General features: G+C 69.3%; 17 protein-coding genes and 1 pseudogene. 8 read left to right on the top strand and 10 right to left on the bottom strand.

All coding sequences use genetic code 11. The features are described 5' to 3' along the window. Positions 1-8 precede the first annotated feature (8 nt). Positions 9-2,213 carry a DUF4132 domain-containing protein gene (locus tag ACIBH2_RS12525; protein ID WP_397116347.1) on the top strand — a complete coding sequence of 735 codons (2,205 nt, stop codon included), beginning with the start codon at positions 9-11 and terminating at the stop codon, positions 2,211-2,213. A 22-nt stretch (positions 2,214-2,235) separates the two neighbouring features. Here the strand turns inward: ACIBH2_RS12525 and ACIBH2_RS12520 are convergent, their stop codons facing one another. Continuing rightward, complete coding sequence (locus ACIBH2_RS12520) at positions 2,236-2,721, bottom strand: hypothetical protein (RefSeq protein WP_397116345.1); 486 nt, start codon at positions 2,719-2,721, stop codon at positions 2,236-2,238. A gap of 245 nt (positions 2,722-2,966) precedes the next feature. Between ACIBH2_RS12520 and ACIBH2_RS12515 the strand changes: the two genes are divergently transcribed. After that, entirely contained in the window at positions 2,967-3,356 is a 390-nt protein-coding gene (locus tag ACIBH2_RS12515; protein ID WP_397116343.1) for a VOC family protein, read from the top strand. A gap of 25 nt (positions 3,357-3,381) precedes the next feature. Next, positions 3,382-4,239 (top strand): GNAT family N-acetyltransferase, encoded by an 858-nt coding sequence (locus tag ACIBH2_RS12510; RefSeq protein ID WP_397116341.1) that lies wholly within the window; start codon positions 3,382-3,384, stop codon positions 4,237-4,239. A 33-nt stretch (positions 4,240-4,272) separates the two neighbouring features. Here ACIBH2_RS12510 and ACIBH2_RS12505 read toward each other — a convergent pair whose 3' ends face one another. Together ACIBH2_RS12505 and ACIBH2_RS12500 are read right to left on the bottom strand one after the other, a co-directional pair. Next, positions 4,273-4,896: an APA family fibronectin-binding glycoprotein gene (locus ACIBH2_RS12505; RefSeq protein WP_397116339.1), complete on the bottom strand. Its 624-nt coding sequence runs from the start codon at positions 4,894-4,896 to the stop codon at positions 4,273-4,275. 77 nt (positions 4,897-4,973) lie between these two features. Further along, positions 4,974-5,420, bottom strand: coding sequence for a MarR family winged helix-turn-helix transcriptional regulator (locus ACIBH2_RS12500; RefSeq protein ID WP_397116337.1), 447 nt, complete (start codon positions 5,418-5,420; stop codon positions 4,974-4,976). Positions 5,421-5,514: 94 nt separating this feature from the next. Between ACIBH2_RS12500 and ACIBH2_RS12495 the strand changes: the two genes are divergently transcribed. Continuing rightward, the gene (locus ACIBH2_RS12495) at positions 5,515-5,880 is read left to right on the top strand and encodes a cupin domain-containing protein (RefSeq protein ID WP_397117007.1); all 366 of its coding nucleotides are present in this window, start codon (positions 5,515-5,517) and stop codon (positions 5,878-5,880) included. Between the two features lie 9 nt (positions 5,881-5,889). On the opposite strand, the gene ACIBH2_RS12490 is transcribed toward ACIBH2_RS12495, so the two are convergent. Together ACIBH2_RS12490 and ACIBH2_RS12485 are read right to left on the bottom strand one after the other, a co-directional pair. Continuing rightward, a complete protein-coding gene (locus tag ACIBH2_RS12490) occupies positions 5,890-6,540 on the bottom strand; it encodes a response regulator (protein WP_397116334.1) in 651 nt (216 codons plus the stop codon). Next, positions 6,537-7,676, bottom strand: coding sequence for a sensor histidine kinase (locus ACIBH2_RS12485; RefSeq protein WP_397116332.1), 1,140 nt, complete (start codon positions 7,674-7,676; stop codon positions 6,537-6,539). Before ACIBH2_RS12485 ends, ACIBH2_RS12490 begins: the two co-directional genes overlap by 4 nt. Before the next feature lie 132 nt (positions 7,677-7,808). Between ACIBH2_RS12485 and ACIBH2_RS12480 the strand changes: the two genes are divergently transcribed. After that, on the top strand, positions 7,809-8,504 hold the full coding sequence (locus ACIBH2_RS12480) for a class I SAM-dependent methyltransferase (RefSeq protein WP_397116330.1): 696 nt from the start codon (positions 7,809-7,811) through the stop codon (positions 8,502-8,504). Beyond that, a pseudogene (locus tag ACIBH2_RS12475) lies at positions 8,501-8,971 on the top strand (DedA family protein); the annotation flags it as partial. The gene ACIBH2_RS12480 and the pseudogene ACIBH2_RS12475, both read left to right, overlap by 4 nt. Positions 8,972-9,125: 154 nt before the next feature. On the opposite strand, the gene ACIBH2_RS12470 reads toward ACIBH2_RS12475, so the two are convergent. Continuing rightward, entirely contained in the window at positions 9,126-9,941 is an 816-nt protein-coding gene (locus ACIBH2_RS12470) for an alpha/beta fold hydrolase (protein ID WP_397116327.1), read from the bottom strand. Between the two features lie 158 nt (positions 9,942-10,099). On the opposite strand from ACIBH2_RS12470, the gene ACIBH2_RS12465 reads away from it, so the two are divergent. After that, the gene (locus ACIBH2_RS12465; protein ID WP_397116325.1) at positions 10,100-10,438 is read left to right on the top strand and encodes a nitroreductase/quinone reductase family protein; all 339 of its coding nucleotides are present in this window, start codon (positions 10,100-10,102) and stop codon (positions 10,436-10,438) included. A gap of 4 nt (positions 10,439-10,442) precedes the next feature. Here the strand turns inward: ACIBH2_RS12465 and ACIBH2_RS12460 are convergent, their stop codons facing one another. From ACIBH2_RS12460 to ACIBH2_RS12445, 4 genes are all read right to left on the bottom strand, one after another. Beyond that, positions 10,443-11,264 carry a YceI family protein gene (locus ACIBH2_RS12460; RefSeq protein ID WP_397116322.1) on the bottom strand — a complete coding sequence of 274 codons (822 nt, stop codon included), beginning with the start codon at positions 11,262-11,264 and terminating at the stop codon, positions 10,443-10,445. Continuing rightward, positions 11,261-13,738 carry an MFS transporter gene (locus ACIBH2_RS12455; protein WP_397117005.1) on the bottom strand — a complete coding sequence of 826 codons (2,478 nt, stop codon included), beginning with the start codon at positions 13,736-13,738 and terminating at the stop codon, positions 11,261-11,263. The genes ACIBH2_RS12460 and ACIBH2_RS12455 overlap by 4 nt, the downstream gene beginning before the upstream one ends. 34 nt (positions 13,739-13,772) lie before the next feature. Then, positions 13,773-14,270, bottom strand: coding sequence for a MarR family winged helix-turn-helix transcriptional regulator (locus tag ACIBH2_RS12450; protein ID WP_397116320.1), 498 nt, complete (start codon positions 14,268-14,270; stop codon positions 13,773-13,775). A gap of 104 nt (positions 14,271-14,374) precedes the next feature. Beyond that, the gene (locus tag ACIBH2_RS12445) at positions 14,375-15,571 is read right to left on the bottom strand and encodes an FAD-dependent oxidoreductase (protein ID WP_397116318.1); all 1,197 of its coding nucleotides are present in this window, start codon (positions 15,569-15,571) and stop codon (positions 14,375-14,377) included. A gap of 155 nt (positions 15,572-15,726) precedes the next feature. Between ACIBH2_RS12445 and ACIBH2_RS12440 the strand changes: the two genes are divergently transcribed. Further along, positions 15,727-16,332 (top strand): TetR/AcrR family transcriptional regulator, encoded by a 606-nt coding sequence (locus ACIBH2_RS12440; RefSeq protein ID WP_397116315.1) that lies wholly within the window; start codon positions 15,727-15,729, stop codon positions 16,330-16,332. Positions 16,333-16,355 lie beyond the last annotated feature (23 nt).

Raw genomic sequence — 16,355 nt, 5'->3', positions numbered from 1 at the left:
TTGGCATCATGGGTGCAGAACTGCCGGAATTGTTCGTGGACCCGCCGTGGGCGCGGGAGGCGCGCGCGGCGGCGGCCGTCGCCGCGGCGGAACGGGCGCGCGAGGTACCGCTCGTCCCGGGGCTCCAACCGCCCGCGCAGCGCGTCGTGGCTTGGGAGCCGGGCGAGCGCGAGCAATGGCAGGCGGAACGCCTCTACACGACCTATGTGGTCTATTCGCCGGGCAACTCCACCGACGTCTTGGAGTCCGAGGGCTGGCCCGGCGTGGTTCGCGCGTATCAGGAAGGCAAGCTCACCTACACGCCGTCGCAGGTCGGCATGTTCCGCCACGGCCCGGAGGAACTCGTCCGACCCCTGCTCGCGGACTGGCGTCCGAGCGTGACCGGATCCGGCGCGCACCGCTACCTCCAGGCCGTGGCCGCGCGCTTCGAACTCGACGCCCTGCCCGCCGTGGTCGCGAACGCGAAATCGAGTGCCTACGACTGCGGCCCGGCGCTATTGCCCTTCCTCGACGTGGACGTCGCCCGGCTGATGGCGGATTGGCTGGTGCGGCTGAAATCGGCACAGCACCTGACTCGCGGCTGGTTCGCCCGGCACGGGCTTACGGTGGTGCCGTACCTGGTCCCCGACGCCCTGGGCAAGACCCGCGTGCCCCGCGAAAAGGCCACGGCGGCACTGTCTCTCCTCGCCGCCACCCACGGCGCGGCCGCGGTGGTGGCGGCCGCCGCGCCCTACGGCGACGCCGCCACGGCGGGTATCGCGCGGATCCTCGAGGGCGACACCACACCGGTGGTGCACTCCGGCCCAGTCGACAAACCCGTCAAACCGCTGAAACTTCCTTGGCTGGACCGAGATCGGCTGCCACAGGTGCGCCTGCGCGATGGCCGGGCGCTGCCCGCCGAGGCGGTGGAGAACCTCCTCGGCGCACTGACCCTCGCACCCAGTTGGGTGCAGGCGGAACCGCGCACCTATCCGGGTCTCCCGCAGGCCCTCGACGCCTGCGACAGCGCCTCCCTCGCCGCCTTCGGCTGGGCCGTGTTCGAGAACTGGGTCGCCGCCCACATGCCGCCGCGCAACGGCTGGGTCATCGATCAATTCCTGTATCTGGCCGATGACGAGTCGGTGCGGCGGCTGGGCGCGGTCCTGTTGAACTGGCCGGGCTCCAATACCGACAAGCACGCCGCCGGGGTGCTCGGGACGATCGGCACCGACACGGCGTTGATGCAGCTTCATCGAGTCTCCCAGCGGGTCAAGGCTCCCGGATTGCGGCGCATGGCCGAGCAGCGCCTGTCCGCGGCGGCCCGGCGTCGCGGCCTCACCGCCGAGGAACTCGCCGACCGGCTCGTCCCCGATCTGGGCTTGGACGCCGACGGCACCCTCGATCTCGACTACGGCACTCGCCGTTTCACGGTCGGATTCGACGAGAACCTCATGCCGTACGTGATCGACGAGGCGGGAACGACCCGCAAGGCCCTGCCCAAACCCGGCGTGAAGGACGACCAGACGCTCGCACCGGCCGCCTACCGCCGCTTCGCGGAGCTGAAGAAGCAGGCGCGCGGGGTCGCCGGTGACCAGATTCGACGCCTGGAACTCGCCATGACGACCGGACGGCGCTGGAGCACAGCGGAATTCGAGCACTATCTGGTGGCGCACCCGCTGCTGCGGCACATCGCGCGCCGCCTGGTATGGACCACCGGCGACACCTTCTTCCGCATCGCCGAGGATTTCACGCTGGCCGATATCGAGGACACCGTCATCGCCCTGCCCGACGCGGCGCGAATCGGCATAGCGCACCCGCTGGAACTCGGTGCCGCCGTGGCGGATTGGAGCGACGTCTTCGCCGACTACCAACTCACCCAACCGTTCCGCCAGCTCGGTCGTCCGGTGTACACCCTCACCCCCGAGGAACGCGAGACCGGCCGCATCCACCGATTCACCGACACCGTCGTCCCGGTCGGCGCAGTGCTCGGCCTCACCCGACGCGGCTGGGAGCGCGGCCCCGCCGAGGACAACGGCATCCAGCATTCGATCAGCCGCCCCCTGGGCGACCGGCGCTACCTGACAGTCGAATTGGATCCCGGTATCGCCGTCACCGCCGTGGACCTCTTCCCCGAGCAGAAGCTGCGCGAGATCTACTTCACCCGAGGGGCTTCCGCGGATCTCGACGCCGTGACCGCCTCCGAACTCCTGGCCGACCTCGCCGGTCTGACCTGACGCGTCGGGACGTGGTTGTCGATCATCTCGGGGACAACCACCGCGCGGTCGTGGGTGCCCCCGCGAGTGCCAGGGTGAGGAGGGGAAATACCAGCGCTATCGCCACCGTCACGGAGAAATCGACCGCGTCCGAATCGGTGATGGTGCCGTTTCCGATGAGTATCGCGACGACAGCCAGGCCGATCAGGTGCCCGACAATCACGAGCGTGGAGCCGATCAGCACCTTCCTTCGTCCCTCGGGTCGCCGACGAAACAGCCCGCGCGCTCCCGCTCCGAGCAGCCAGCCGACGCCGAGCAGCAGACTGCCGACACCCGCCGTCACCGCGAGGTAGGGCAGGTACGCGGGCTGCGGACAGGGCGAGACAGCGCAATCCACCCGAGGGGGCATCAGTGCCAGGACGAAACCGCAAGCGGCACCGAGCAAGTGGGCCAGGCTGCCGAGCGCTGCCAGCACCGCGGCGCAGATCGCGGTCACGCCACTCGGCGCTCGAGTTTTCGACTCGATCATCGCTACCCCTCCGGCACCCGACGTCGCCACGTGCCTCCCAGCACCAGGGTAGGCGAGGAATGACGCGGTGCCGCCACGGTTCGGGTGATCCGGTCGGACAATGGCGGCAGGGATATGCCCGCCCTCCACATCGAGCCGAGGCCCTGATCGGTCAGGGGCCGAGTGTCGTCGCGGACCGAACGGTCCGCTTCGGCGTAGGTTCGATATGTCCGTGCCGCCTGTTCGACCGATCGAAAGGGACAGCCGTGACCGCCCCGATCGCGCTGAGTTGCGTCACTCTCGACACCGCCGACCCGCCTCGGCTCGCCGAGTTCTACAGCGAGTTGATGGGCTGGAAGGTCATGCACAGCCAGCCCGAATACGCCCTCATCACCGACGGCCGCTCGGTGCTGTGCTTCGGATTCGCCGAAGGCCATGTCGCCGCGCCCTGGCCGGACGATCCCAGCAATCCCAAGCGCGTGCACTTCGATCTCAATGTGGACGATATCGATCAGGCCAGCGCGCGGGCGACGGAACTGGGCGCGACCGTGCCCGACTTCCAGCCGGGGCTGAACCCGGATTGGGAAGGGCAGCAGCCCTGGGGAATCGTCCTGGACCCCGAGGGCCACCCGATCTGCCTCAATCTGCGCGAGTAGCCGCTGCTCCGGCTACCGTGAAGGCATGCCGGACACCGGAATCGGAGCCGACTTCGTCATCGACCGGGCCAAGCCCGACGACTGGGCCACCGTCACGGGCTGGGCCGCCGCCGAGGGTTGGAACCCCGGACTCGGCGACGTCACCCCCTTCTTCGCCCAGGATCCGGACGGATTCCTCATGGGACGGCTGGCGGGTGAGCCGGTCGCGGCGGTCTCGGTGGTCAACTACGGCGACGAATACGCCTTTCTCGGTTTCTATCTCGTGCGCCCGGACCTGCGGGGCCGAGGACTCGGCATGGCGATCTGGCAGGCCGGGCTCGCCCATGCCGGACACCGCGTCGTCGGACTCGACGGCGTACCCGACCAGCAGGACAACTACCGCCGCAGCGGCTTCGAACTCGCCTACCGCAGTGCGCGATTCGCCGGAGTGCCGCGCCTCGTGCCGCCGGACGGCACCGTGCGCCCGCTGACCCCCTCGGACCTTCCGGATATCCACGCCTACGATTGCGCCTGCGTACCCGCGGACCGGTTCCGATTCCTCACGGCCTGGCTCTCCGAGCCCGGGCATCACACCGTTGTCCGGGTGGTCGACGGGGCTGTCACCGGCTACGGCACCCTGCGTCCGGCCCGGGACGCGCCGCGGGTCGGGCCACTGTTCGCGAATACCGCCGACGACGCGCGGCAGTTGCTGTCGGCGCTGGGGGCGTGGGCACGGGGCGCGCCGGTCGCGATCGATGTGCCGCTGTGCAATGAGCCCGCCGTGGACCTGGTGCGCGCCGCCGGACTGGCACCGGGCTTCGAAACCGCGCGCATGTACACCGGGCAGGTGCGGCCATACGCCGTGGAGCGCGTATTCGGTGTCACCACACTGGAATTGGGGTGAGCGGCGCTCGGTACGTCCGCTAGGCCGCGAAACTCACAGAGGCCGAATGGATTCCGCCAGCGCGTGCGCGGCCTGGCGATCGACCGGAACCGTGGCATTGCCCAGCCAGGTGAGCCACCAGCGCTGGTCACCGGACCGCACCACCGCCGCGTACACCTCCGCATCCGGATCCCCACTGCTGAATTCGACCCGGTAGTAGCACGAATCGCCGGTCACCTCAGCGCCTTTCACCGGTTTGCTCTCCCGGTCGACGCGCTCACCCGATTCGGGGAAGAAGAACTCGCCCATCCCCGAGGCCAGTGAGCACGCGGCGCGAGCGTCATCGGATTCGGCGGCCGCGAACAGGGAATCATCCAGCTTGCCGAGCAGAATCATCCCCTCGCCGGTGGGTTTGGACAGGGCGACCTGCCCGTAGACGAGCCGGTCGTCGCCCTCCTGTGGCACCTCGTCCCAGCCCTGCGGCGCGACGAAACTCATTCCGGCGGCGGCACTCACGATCCGCTCGCCGTCCTCGGTGCTCGAACGCCATTGGGACAGGCCCAGATACGCGAACGCGGCCAGTGAACCGAGCAGCAGGACGCCGCAGAGCGCGAGGATCCACCGGGCGGCCCGCCGCGACACCTGGGGCGGTGGCGCATCGGAGTGGTTGGGGTCCACCCCAGTGACGCTAACAAACGCGCTGGTAGAAGCGGTGTATACGGACAAATCGCCAGGCTGGACGCGCGCGTCGCGGCTCACCACGCCGCCGGTCGCACCCGTCCCGGCGTGACGACCTCGGCCAGCGCATCGCGCACGCCGACCACCCCGTCCGCGCCCAACACCGCCTCCCACCGCCGGGTGAACTCCACCATCGCCGCATCGGCGGCCCGCGTGCATGCCCAGCCCCGCTCGGTCAGCGTGATCAGCCGCGCGCGCGAATCGTGCGGGTGCGGATTGCGTTCCGCGTAACCCTTGCGCACCAACTCCTCCACCAACTGACTCGCCGCCTGCTTGGTCACCTCGAGATGTTCGGCGATCTCGCCGACCGTGGCCCCGTCCGGCGCCATTCGCACGAAGGCGAACCCGTGCGTCGGCCGCACATCGGTGAATCCCGCCGCCACCACGCCCGCGTGAATGACGTCGGCCACCTCCGCGGCGGCGGCGAGCAACAGCAGCGGCAGATCCCGAGCGGATGCGGACATGCCTGCATCTTGGCACTTGACAGAAAAGACAACAAGCTTGACTATATGACACATAGACAAGCTGCTTGACTAAAGGGAGCCCGCAACGCCCGTCATCCGCACCGCCGAAGCCGTAGTCCACGACCTGCACAATGCCCGCTTCACCGCCCTGATCAACCCCAGCAGCGGCAGCGCCGAACTCTGCGTCTGGCGTGTCGAAGTCGCCCCCGGCACCACCGGCGTCCCGCACAAGATCCACCGCGAGGAAGCCTTCGTGGTCCTGACGGGCACCCCCACCCTCACCATCGACGGCGTCGCAGCGCCCCTCGAGCCGGGCGACGCCGCCGTAGCCCCCACCGGCTCGACCATCAGCCTCGCCAACCCGGGCGACACCCCGGCCACCCTGCTGGTGACCACCTCGGTCGGGTTCACCGGCGAACTCCCCGACGGCACCATCATCAGCCCGCCCTGGACGAACTGAATACGGTTGCTACCCAGTGAAACCCGCGTCCCGGGCGAGTAGGGCGGCCTGCACCCGGTTGGTGACTTCCAGGGTGGTCAGGATGCGGCTGACGTGGGCCTTGACCGTGCTCTCGCGCATACCGAGCGCGCTCGCGATATCGGCGTTGGTATCCCCCTCGGTGAGCAGCGCCAGCACATCCCGCTCGCGCGGGGTGAGGCGGTCGATGCGGGATTGGGCCTCGGCGGTGCGGGGGCGGGCGCTGTGGTGGTACCGGTCGATGAGGCGGCGGGCGGCGGCGGGGTGCAGCATGGCCGAACCGGAGGCGACGAGATGGACGGCGCGCAGGATCTCGGCCGGATCGGTGTCCTTGAGCAGGAACCCGTCGGCCCCGGCCGCCAGCGCGTCGTAGACGTATTCGTCGAGGTCGAAGGTCGTCAGCGTGATGACCTTCGGGGGATGGGGGAGGGTGCGCAGGCGGGCGGTGGCGGTGATGCCGTCCATGCGGGGCATGCGCACATCGACCAGGGCGACGTCGATGCGGTGGGCGGTGGCCTGGTCGATGGCGGCCAGACCGTCGGCGGCCTGGGCGACGACTTCGATATCCGGGTCGCCGTGCAGCAGATCGGCCAGGCCGAGGCGGACGAGCGCGTCGTCGTCGACGATCATTGTGCGAATCACGGGTGTGCGCCGTCCTGTTCGGTGGATGCCGGATGGGGAATGCGGGCGGACAGGGACCAGGTGCCGTTGCCGCCGGGGCCGACCTCGAGTTCGCCGCCGAGCGCGGCCACCCGCTCCCGCAATCCTATGAGCCCGAAACCGGACGACACCGTCGCCGCCGAGGTGCCGGGTGCGTTGACGACCTCGACGAGCGTGGCGGGCGGGCCGTAGTCGACCCGGACCGACACCGGCGCGCCGGTCGCGTGCTTGCGGGCATTGGTCAACGCCTCCTGCACCAGGCGGAAGACGGCGAGACGGTGGGTCGCGGGCGCGCGGTCCGGGTCGCCCGCGATCGCCGCGTCGATCACCTGTCCGGTGGCGCGCGCCTGCTCGATCAATTCCTGGACGTCGCGCAGCACCGGGGCGGGCGCGGCGGTGGTATCGGTCTTGGGTTCGTGTAGCGCGCCGAGCACATCGCGCAGATCGGACAGCGCGCCGGTGGCGGCGGTGCGCAGCAGGGCGAGGCGTTCGGCGATCGGTTCGGGCAGGGTGTCCTTCTTGGTGGCCAGCACTCCGGTGTGCAGGGCGATCAAGCTCAGTCGGTGAGCCAGCACATCGTGCATCTCCGCGGCGATGGCCGAGCGTTCGGTGGCGCGGGCGGCCTGTTCGCGCAGTTCCCGTTCGATGCGCAGATGCTCCACCTGGGCATTGAGCGCACCGACCAGTCGGCGTCGATTGCCCGCCCACATACCGCACACCACGGCGAGGACGAGGAACAGCGACGAACCGTACTGCTGCGGCGTCCACAGCGACATGGTCGGGTGGATCCACAGATTGATGATCTGGGCGAGGGCGGCGCAGACCACGGCCGCGGCAATGCGGCGGCGGGCCGCCAGATCGAACAGGGCGAGCAGCAGCAGCGGCAGCATCACCCAACCCCACAGGCCCGCACCGACGGTCGTGACGGCCGGGGCCAGCAGCCAGTGGGCGCGCGGGAAGACGAGCAGGAAGCCGCTGAGCACCGCGACGGCCGTGGCGGCTGTCAGGTACTGTCCGGCGTTGGTCGAAGCGCCGTTCTGCACCGCGGTCAGGGTCAGCGCGAGCACCAGGGCCCAGCGCCCGACGGTCGTCCATTTCTGGCTTTCGCTCCAGCTCACCGAGCCGATCCTAGGCGCGAGAGCCGCGCTCGCCCTCCGCCGAACCGCCGCGTCGACCCCCTACTTTCGTCGTGGTCGCCCGGCGCACAAGGGCGGATTCGCTTGGCGGGCAACGTCCATAGCGTCGAAGCCATGGATTACTGGACCCCCTCGCACGACCGTGACCTCGCGCCGCGTGACGCCGCGGGCTGGATGTTCCTCCGCGAAGCCATCAAGAATTCGCGTAGTACGGGGGCCGTCGCGCCCAGTGGGCGACGGCTGGCTCGACTGCTCGCCGATCCGGTGCGCGCCGAGGGCGGGCCGGTGGACGTTCTCGAAGTGGGGGCGGGCACCGGATCGGTGACCCGCACTCTGCTGGCGCGGCTGGGGTCGGGGAGCCGTCTCGACATCGTGGAGGCGAATCCTCGGTTCGCGCAACGGCTGGAGCGATTGATCGGTGCGCATCCGGCGGCGCGGCGAGCTCGGCTGTACGAGGAGTTCATCGAGGACTATCGGCCCGCTCATCACTACGACGTGATCGTCTCGGGGCTGCCGTTCACGAATTTCACACCGGCGCAGGTGCATACGATCATGGGCCGGTATCTGACCATGCTGCGGCCGGGCGGAACCCTCACGTACTTCACATATCTGGGGACGGGGGCGGCGCGCGGCATCGTGGCCTCGCGCGCCGAAGTCGAGCGTCACCGGTCCGTGGAAGGTGTCCTCGCGGCGTATCAGCGGCGCTACGGCACCGGCTGCCGGACCGTCTGGGGGAACCTGCCTCCGGCCCACGTCTGGCGGCTGCGGGGTGCGGCGCACCCGCTCGTCCTGACCGGAGCGAACCGGTGAACGCGCTCACCGACCTGCTCACCGGCGCGCCCGCGGCCGCGGCGTACGCGGTGCTGGCCGTGGCCCTGCTGGCCGAATCCATCCTGCTGATAGGGGTTTTCGTGCCGACGCTCACCCTCATGCTGAGTGCCGGTGCGCTCGCGCGGACCGGCTCGCTGCACCTGCCGCTCATCATCGTGATCGCGGCCGCGGCGGTGGTGGCCGGTGATGCCCTGGCCCATCGCACCGGCCGCGTGCTCGGTGGCGGTCTGCGCACCGGCCGCCTCGCGCGCCGCATTCCGGACGCGGCATGGGAACGCGCCACCGTGCTGATGAACGCGCACGGCGGCAAGGCGATTCTGCTCTGCCGTTTCGTGCCCGTCCTGCGCACGCTCGCCCCACATCTCGCCGGAGCCACCGACCTGCCTTATCGACGGATCGCGCCGTACAGCGTGACGGCCGCGCTGCTGTGGGCGATCGTCGAGGCCGGGGCGGGGTACGTGGCGGCCACCTCGCTCGAGCGACTGTTCTCGATCGGCGGTACGGCCATGGCGCTCGCCGCCGGGGTCGCCGCGGTCGGCCTCGCCGTGTCCGTGGCGCTGCGTCGCCGAAACCGCCGTCGCGCAGCGGCTTCGGCGGATCTCAGGCCGTCGCCTCCCGTGCCGGTGCCGCCGCGCGAATGCCGTCGAGGATGGTCTGTGCGACGAGCGTCGGGGCATCCGACATCGGCACATGTCCGCAGCCGGGCAGGCGCACCCAGCGGGTATGGGCGGGCAACTCGCTGCGCAGCTGGCTCACCCGTGGCGGGAGCATGAGATCGCGGGTGCCGAATGCCACCGTGACCGGAGTCGCGATGCGCTGCCCGCCCTCGAACCGCAGCCCGCGCGCATGCCCGACCGCGATGCGCAGGGCGCGTTCGGAGCGGTCGAGGTCGCGCACCATGCGAATGCCCTCGGCGGCGTCGATGCGCCACGGGCGGCTGGCGATCACCGCCAGCCCGGCGTACCGGATGGCGGGGATGCGCAGGAACGCGCCGCCCGCTCCACGCGTCAGCATGCTGCCCGCCAGCATGGCTTGGAACTGGGCGTACAGCAGCGGCGGCATGCCGTGCTGCCAGAGCCCGGCCGGTGCGACGGCCACGACCGCGCCCGCCATCCCGCGCTTGGCGGCCTCCAGCGCGAACCATCCGCCCATGGAATTGCCCGCCAGATCCACCGGACCGTCGAGGCCGAGTCGCTGGAACTCCGCGGCGAGCTGTGCCATGGCCCAATCCATCGAGAATTCGGCGTCATCGGGGAACGGTGTCCGCCCGAAGCCCGGGAAGTCCAGGGCGATGACTCGGCGCTCCTGTGCGAGCCGGTCCATCACCGGCAGCCAATTGCGCGCGGTGCCACCGGCTCCGTGCAGCAGGACCAGCGGCCGCCCGCTACCTCGCTCGATGCGATTCCATTCCGACATTGGCTGACTCCTTCGGCAGCTGGAAATTTCAAGCATGCCGAACAATCCACCGCCCGCGCCATGGTCACTTCACCGACATTCGGTCTCTCGAATTCGACATTCCGACAACCGAATGCGCACAGGCCACCAGGCTGCCGGACCGCTGGCTACCGTGAGCCATGCGCGAGCACCCTATGCGCCTCCTGGCCCGTCTCAACCGCCACCTGACCAACCCGCTGTTCCTCCCCATCGCCGCCCGAATCCCGGGCTACGCCAACGTCATCCACATCGGCCGCCGAACCGGCCGCCGCTACCGCACTCCCGTGGGAATCACCTGGCACGGCCCCCAACTCCGCACAGCCCTCAACTACGGCCCCCACAGCGATTGGACCCGAAACATCCTCGCAGCAGGCCGATTCGATCTCGAACACCGCGGCCGCCGCCTCACCCTCACCGACCCGCAGCTCACCACCATCGACGGCCGCCCTTTCCTGACGGCCGTCATCGACGATCGTTGACCGACTACAGGGCGGGCTGCTGCTCGCCTTGGACGACTTCGATGTCGAGTTCGATCTTGACGGTGGTGCCGATGGCGGCTACTCCGGCGCGGACCACCGCGTTGTAGTCGATGGCGAAATCATTGCGGTGGAGCTGGGTTTCGGCGTGGAAGGCGGCACGGACGCCGCCCCAGGGGTCCGCACCGAAGCCGCCGTAGGTCAGGTCGAGTTCTACGGGGCGGCGTTGGCCGTGCAGGGCGAGTTCGCCGGGCATGACCCAGGTGTCGCTGCCGGTGCGGCGTAATCCGTTGCCGGTGAACGAGATCACGGGGTAAGTGTCGACGTCCAGGAATTCCGGGGAGCGAAGGTGGTTGTCGCGCATGGCGATTCCGGTGTCGATACCAGCGGCCTTGATTTCGGCGTAGCCGGTGGAGCGCTCGAAAGGTTCGGCGATGTCGAGCCGTCCGCTCACCTCGGCGAAGCGGGCCTTGATGCTCGCGATACCGAGGTGGCGGGCGGTGGCGATGACCGTCGAATGCGCGGGGTCGATCGTCCACGGGCCCGGCGGGGGAGTGGATATCGCCGTGGCCACCGGCGTCAGAACCAGCTCACCGAGCGCACCCGCTCCGGCCGCGGAGATATTCGCGATCTGGGCCATGGGCTCGAAGCCGACGGCGGTGAGGACCGCGGTGTGCACTCCCGGGGGCAGCGGGTCGGTGCGCACGGAACCGGTGTCGTCGGCGAGTGCGCGGGCGAGCTGGCGGCCCGTCATATCCGTCACCGTCAATACCGCGTCCGCGACCGGCCACCCCTCGGCGGTGCGGACGCGGGCGGTCAGCCCGCTCATCGACGATCCTCGAGCTCGTAGCCGAGCCGCACATCGTGGGCGACCTCGCCGCCGGTCACGCTGACCTGTCCGGTCACCGGCGGGTAGCCGCGGGCGACCACGGTGTACTGCCCTTCGCGCAGATCGGGGACCACATAGCGGCCGTTCTCGTCGGTGCGCGCCCGCGCGATCACCGCACCGTTCTCGTCGAGCAGGCTGACCAGGGCGTCCGGAATGGCGCGCCCGTCCTCGGTCCACGCGACGCCGGTGAGGACCGCCATAGCGGCCAGCTCGATGTCGTGGCGCAGCACGCCGCTGTCGGGCACCGTCAAAGTCGTTGCGCTGGGGCGCATGTGCTCGGCGGCCGCGACCAGGGTGTAGACGCCGGACACCACGCCGTGGCACGCATAGCTGCCGTCGCCGCCCGAGACGGCGGCCGCGACCACCTCGCCGCGCGTATCGGTCACGGTGACGGTCGCACCCGGCAACGGCGTGCCGTCGGCGGCGGTTCGGACCACGCCGGACAGCTCTCCGGAACCCGCCAGGGTCAGATCCACGCGTTGGCCGGTCGACACGGTGACCGCGGTGGGCTGATGCCCCATCGCCGAGGCGATCAAGACATAGGCACCGGAATCGGGGACGTCGATGGCATAGCCGCCATCCGAACCGCTGCTCGCGCGCCCCACCTGGCGGCCGCCCTGATCGATCAATGTCAGCATCGCGCCGGGGACCGGGTTGCCGTCCTCGCGGTGCACGCGGCCGCCCACCGATCCGAGATTCGAGTGGTTGGCGAGCGGGGCCCGCGCGGCCTCGACGCGGTAGACCTGGTGTCCGTTCTGTTCGGCCGTCGCGTGCCGACCGCCGGTCGGTACCGGTGCGGCCTCGGCCAGCACCCGCTGGTCGTCCCAGCTCTCCGTGAGCGCGTCCAGTTCGGCGTCCAGCGACGCCATACTGTCCGAATCGTCTTGTACCGGAGTCTTTTCCGTGGTCGCGTCCGCGGCGATATCGATGGTGTTGCGCAGCGGACGGTTCGGCAGCGCCGCGGTCGCGAGGAGCGCGACGACCGCCGCTCCCGCGGCAATCAGGAAGATCCGACCGGTCGCGTCACCGTAGGCGGCACGCACCACCTCGACGATCGGCGCGGGCAGCCCGTGCAGATTCAGCGAGCCGCCGCCGGACGCCCCGGCGGGCACGCCCAGCCGGGCGAAACCCTCCGCCGAGAGTTCGCTCACGCGAGTGGCCAGCACCGACCCCAGCACCGAGACGCCGATCGCGCCGCCGAAGGTCCGGAAGAACGCCACACTGCTGGAGGCCGCGCCGATATTGTGCACGCTGACCGTGTTCTGCACCGCCAGCACCAGGTTCTGCATCATCATGCCGACGCCGAGCCCGACGACCGCGATATACGCGCCGACCAGCCACAGATTGGTGGCGTGATCGATGGTCGACAGCAGCGCGAATCCGACCACCAGCAGCGCGCCGCCGCTCACGACGAAGGCCTTCCACTTACCGAACCGGGTGATCAGCTGTCCCGATCCGGTCGAGGCGATGAGCATGCCCACGACCATCGGAATGGTCAGCACACCGGCGATGGTGGGGGAGTATCCGCGCGCGGTCTGGAAGTACTGGCCCAGGAAGGTGGTCGCGCCGAACATGCCGACACCGACCGCGATCGAGGCGATGATCGCCAGGCCGGTGGTGCGCTCGGTGACGATCTTCAGCGGAATGATGGGCGCCTTGGCGCGGGCCTCGACCAGCACGGTCGCGAGCAGCAGCACCACACCGGAGCCGACATACAGCGCCGATTCGCGGGAGATCCAGTCGTAGTAGTCCGCCTTTCCGGCGAACGACACCCAGATGAGCAGCACCGACACACCGGCCGTCATGAGCGTGGCGCCGAGCCAGTCGATCGACACCCCGTCCTTGCGTTCGGTGGGCAGTTTCAGGGTGCGCTGCAACAGAATCAGAGCGATCACGGCCAGCGGCACGCAGACGAAGAAGCACCAGCGCCAGCCGAGCGGGCTGTCGACGATGACGCCGCCGAGAATCGGTCCGCCCGACATCGACACCGCCATCACCGCGCCCATGTATCCGGAGTAGCGCCCGCGTTCGCGCGGCGCGACGATGGAGCCGATGATGGCGACGACGAGCGCCGTCAACCCGCCCATGCCGATGCCCTGAATGACACGGGCCGCCAACAGCACCGGCACATTGTGCGCGAATCCCGCGACCACCGAACCGATGACGAAGATGACAATGGCCGACTGCACCAGCAGTTTCTTGTTGAACAGGTCGGCGAACTTGCCCCAGATCGGCGTGGACGCGGCATTGGCCAGCAGCGCCGTGGTGATGACCCAGGCGTACGCGGTCTGCGACCCCTCCAGGTCGCCGATGATCGTGGGCAGCGCGGTGGACACGATGGTGGTGCTGAGCAGCGCGGTGAACAGCGCCGCCAACAGCCCCGTCATGGCTTCCAGGACTTGACGATGGGTCATCACGTCCGGGGCGCGCGTCCCCGTATCGACTGGGTTAGACATCCACTTCCTGACTTTCTGTCGAAACAGGTCGGCGCTCGCCCACAGCACTGTGGTGCGCAGCGGCCGCCAGTGAATTCCTGAGCTTGCGAACAACCTCGGTGGCCTGCTCGGCTTCGCTCTCCGTCCAATGGGCAAGTGCGGCCTGCAATCCCCGCGCCCGCGACACCCGAATGCGCCGCAGCAGATCGCGCCCCTGGTCGGTGATCTGAACGAGCGTGGCCCGCCCATCGCTGGGATCGGCCTGGCGGACAACGTTTCCGGAGCTCACCAACTCGGCGACATGCCTGCTCAGCGTCGATTGGCTGATACACAGCTCCCCAGCCAAATCCACCTGCCGACAAGGCCCCTTCGCCTCGAGCGACCCCAACACCCCCGCACCCCCAGGAAGCAGATCCCCTTCCTCCGGATGCGAGAGCGCCGCCCGAATCGCCCGCCCCATGAAGTACAGCTCCTTGATCAGGCCCTGAGCCGAATCGGGTGACACTCCCATGCCCACTCCCCGCCAAGGTTACTTGCTTGCGGTACGCAACTATATATAACTTACTTTAGCTAAGCAAATGGGACGGTGGGGCCTGGTTTCTCGCTGAGGTGTGGCTATGACTTCTGTTGCCTGCGTCGATATTCGGCGGCCCTGGCCTTGTAGTTCTCGTGTTCCCGCGCGTGGTCTGGGGGCAGGTGCGGTGAGTCGGGGGATGTCGTGGCGAAGAACCGCGTGAGCGCGGTGTTCGAGCTGACGGCGAGTTCCGCGGATCGTGGGAACATCGCTGTCTCGTAGCGTGTGATCGCGTCGTCGAGATCGTTCTCTTCGTGGATGGCGTGCGCGAGTTCCGCGCCATCGAGTAACGCGAGATTGGTGCCGTGGCCGCCGAAGGGGGCCATCAGATGGGCTGCGTCGCCGATCAAGGTGACGCCGGGGACATGGTTCCAGGTCAGCGGAGCGGGCAGGGCCCAGAAGCTGCGTGGCACGTAGTCGCCGTCGATGTCGGTGAGCAGCGGGCGCATGAGCGGGGACCAGTGGCTGAATTCCCGCAGCAGGAAGGACCGGACGGCCTCGCGGTCGGTGATGTCCACGCCCGCGGTGACGTGCCAGTCGAGTTCGGCGCGGAAGGCGACGTAACCGCGGACCACGCCGTTGCTGTTGCGCTGGACGATCACCGCGCGGCCGTCGCCGTCGGAGGAGAACATGTGGCCGTCACCGACGATCGCGGCGATTTCGGGGTGTCTGGTGTCCACGTCGTCGAATCGGGCGTCGAGAAAGCAGACCCCGAGGTACTGCGGGACCGCGGCGGTGAGCAACCGACGAACCGGCGACCATGCGCCGTCGGCGCCGATGACGAGGTCGGCTTCGGTGCTGGTGCCGTTGGCGAACTCCAGTCGGTGCGTGCCACCGTCTTGCGGGATCGCGTGTAGGAGTTTGTGCCCCCAGGCGACCGTGCCGGGACGCAGGTGCTCATAGAGCATGGTCCGCAGTTGCCCGCGGTCGATCTCGGGAGCCGCGTCGTCGCCCTCGGCGGGGGTGAACTCGGCCAGGACGGTGCCGTGGTGGTCGCGGCGGCTCTTGGCCTGGCCCTCGACCCGGGCCAACGCCCGGAAAGCGTCCATCAGCCCGGCGTCCTCCAACGCGATCTGGCCGGAGTCGGCGTGCAGGTCCAGCGTCCCGCCCGGGTCACGGGAGTCCACGGCGGCGTCCGCGTCGTACACCGTGGGCTGGATGTCATATCCCTGCAGGACACGGGCGCACATCAGACCCGCGGGGCCGCCGCCGACGATGGCGATACGGGGTGTGGTCATGAGGGTGGCTCCTCTCGAACTTGTTGCGGCGGTGTGGTTGTCGCCGCTGGTTGCAGGCCGAGTCGGCCTCGCTCCACCCAGGGTAAGTGAAACCGTGTCAAAAGTATATCAGTTCTAGTTTCCAACCGGTTCTACCCATGCGCTAAGGTAGGCGCATGCCCGAACCAGGACGCCGCGAGCGCAAGAAAGCCGCTAACCGCCAAGCCCTGGCGGATGCGGCGCTGAGGCTGTTTCTGGAGCGCGGCTACGACGCGGTCGGCGTGCGGGAGATCGCCGACGCCGCCGACGTCTCGGTGGCCACGCTGTTCAAGCACTTCCCCGACGGCAAGGAAGCACTGATCTTCGACCAGGATGCCGACCGCGAGGAGGCGCTCGTCGCCGCCGTCCGCGAGCGCCCGACCGGCCAGTCGATCCCCCAGGCGCTGCGCGCGCTGCTGCACGACGAGCGCTCTCGACAGGTCCGCACCGACCCTCGCTTCCCCGAGTTCCTCCACCTGATCGAGACCACACCGGTCCTGCGCGAGCGGGCTCGGCGCATATGGCTGCGCCACGAAAACGCCTTGGCCGCAGCGATCGTCGCCGACACCGGACTACCCGACAACGACCCCGCCGCCCACGCTCTGGCCCACTTCGCCCTCGAAGCCGTCAGCCTCGTCCACGGACGAGACGACCCCGAGCGGGCACTCGACCGAATCTTCGCCCTTCTCGACACCGGATGGACGGCCGCGACGCGGGAATCCGCTCGGCACGGCAGCGCCTGACCACACGCCCGCGCCGCAGACGC

The sequence above is a fragment of the Nocardia sp. NPDC050406 genome (assembly GCF_044459025.1).
Classification (GTDB): domain Bacteria; phylum Actinomycetota; class Actinomycetes; order Mycobacteriales; family Mycobacteriaceae; genus Nocardia.
Note: the sequence above shows the minus strand (reverse complement) of the source record. Positions and strands in the feature narration are given on the sequence as shown.

What these genes read in the sequence shown, in the direction of transcription:
- ACIBH2_RS12510 (WP_397116341.1), top strand. Translation starts at nt 3,382, where the DNA reads ATGCCGGACACCGGAATCGGAGCCGACTTCGTCATCGACCGGGCCAAG.
- ACIBH2_RS12440 (WP_397116315.1), top strand. Translation starts at nt 15,727, where the DNA reads ATGCCCGAACCAGGACGCCGCGAGCGCAAGAAAGCCGCTAACCGCCAA.
- ACIBH2_RS12480 (WP_397116330.1), top strand. Translation starts at nt 7,809, where the DNA reads ATGGATTACTGGACCCCCTCGCACGACCGTGACCTCGCGCCGCGTGAC.
- ACIBH2_RS12445 (WP_397116318.1), bottom strand. Translation starts at nt 15,571, where the DNA reads ATGACCACACCCCGTATCGCCATCGTCGGCGGCGGCCCCGCGGGTCTG.
- ACIBH2_RS12465 (WP_397116325.1), top strand. Translation starts at nt 10,100, where the DNA reads ATGCGCGAGCACCCTATGCGCCTCCTGGCCCGTCTCAACCGCCACCTG.
- ACIBH2_RS12525 (WP_397116347.1), top strand. Translation starts at nt 9, where the DNA reads ATGGGTGCAGAACTGCCGGAATTGTTCGTGGACCCGCCGTGGGCGCGG.
- ACIBH2_RS12470 (WP_397116327.1), bottom strand. Translation starts at nt 9,941, where the DNA reads ATGTCGGAATGGAATCGCATCGAGCGAGGTAGCGGGCGGCCGCTGGTC.
- ACIBH2_RS12500 (WP_397116337.1), bottom strand. Translation starts at nt 5,420, where the DNA reads ATGTCCGCATCCGCTCGGGATCTGCCGCTGCTGTTGCTCGCCGCCGCC.
- ACIBH2_RS12455 (WP_397117005.1), bottom strand. Translation starts at nt 13,738, where the DNA reads ATGACCCATCGTCAAGTCCTGGAAGCCATGACGGGGCTGTTGGCGGCG.
- ACIBH2_RS12460 (WP_397116322.1), bottom strand. Translation starts at nt 11,264, where the DNA reads ATGAGCGGGCTGACCGCCCGCGTCCGCACCGCCGAGGGGTGGCCGGTC.
- ACIBH2_RS12520 (WP_397116345.1), bottom strand. Translation starts at nt 2,721, where the DNA reads ATGATCGAGTCGAAAACTCGAGCGCCGAGTGGCGTGACCGCGATCTGC.
- ACIBH2_RS12450 (WP_397116320.1), bottom strand. Translation starts at nt 14,270, where the DNA reads ATGGGAGTGTCACCCGATTCGGCTCAGGGCCTGATCAAGGAGCTGTAC.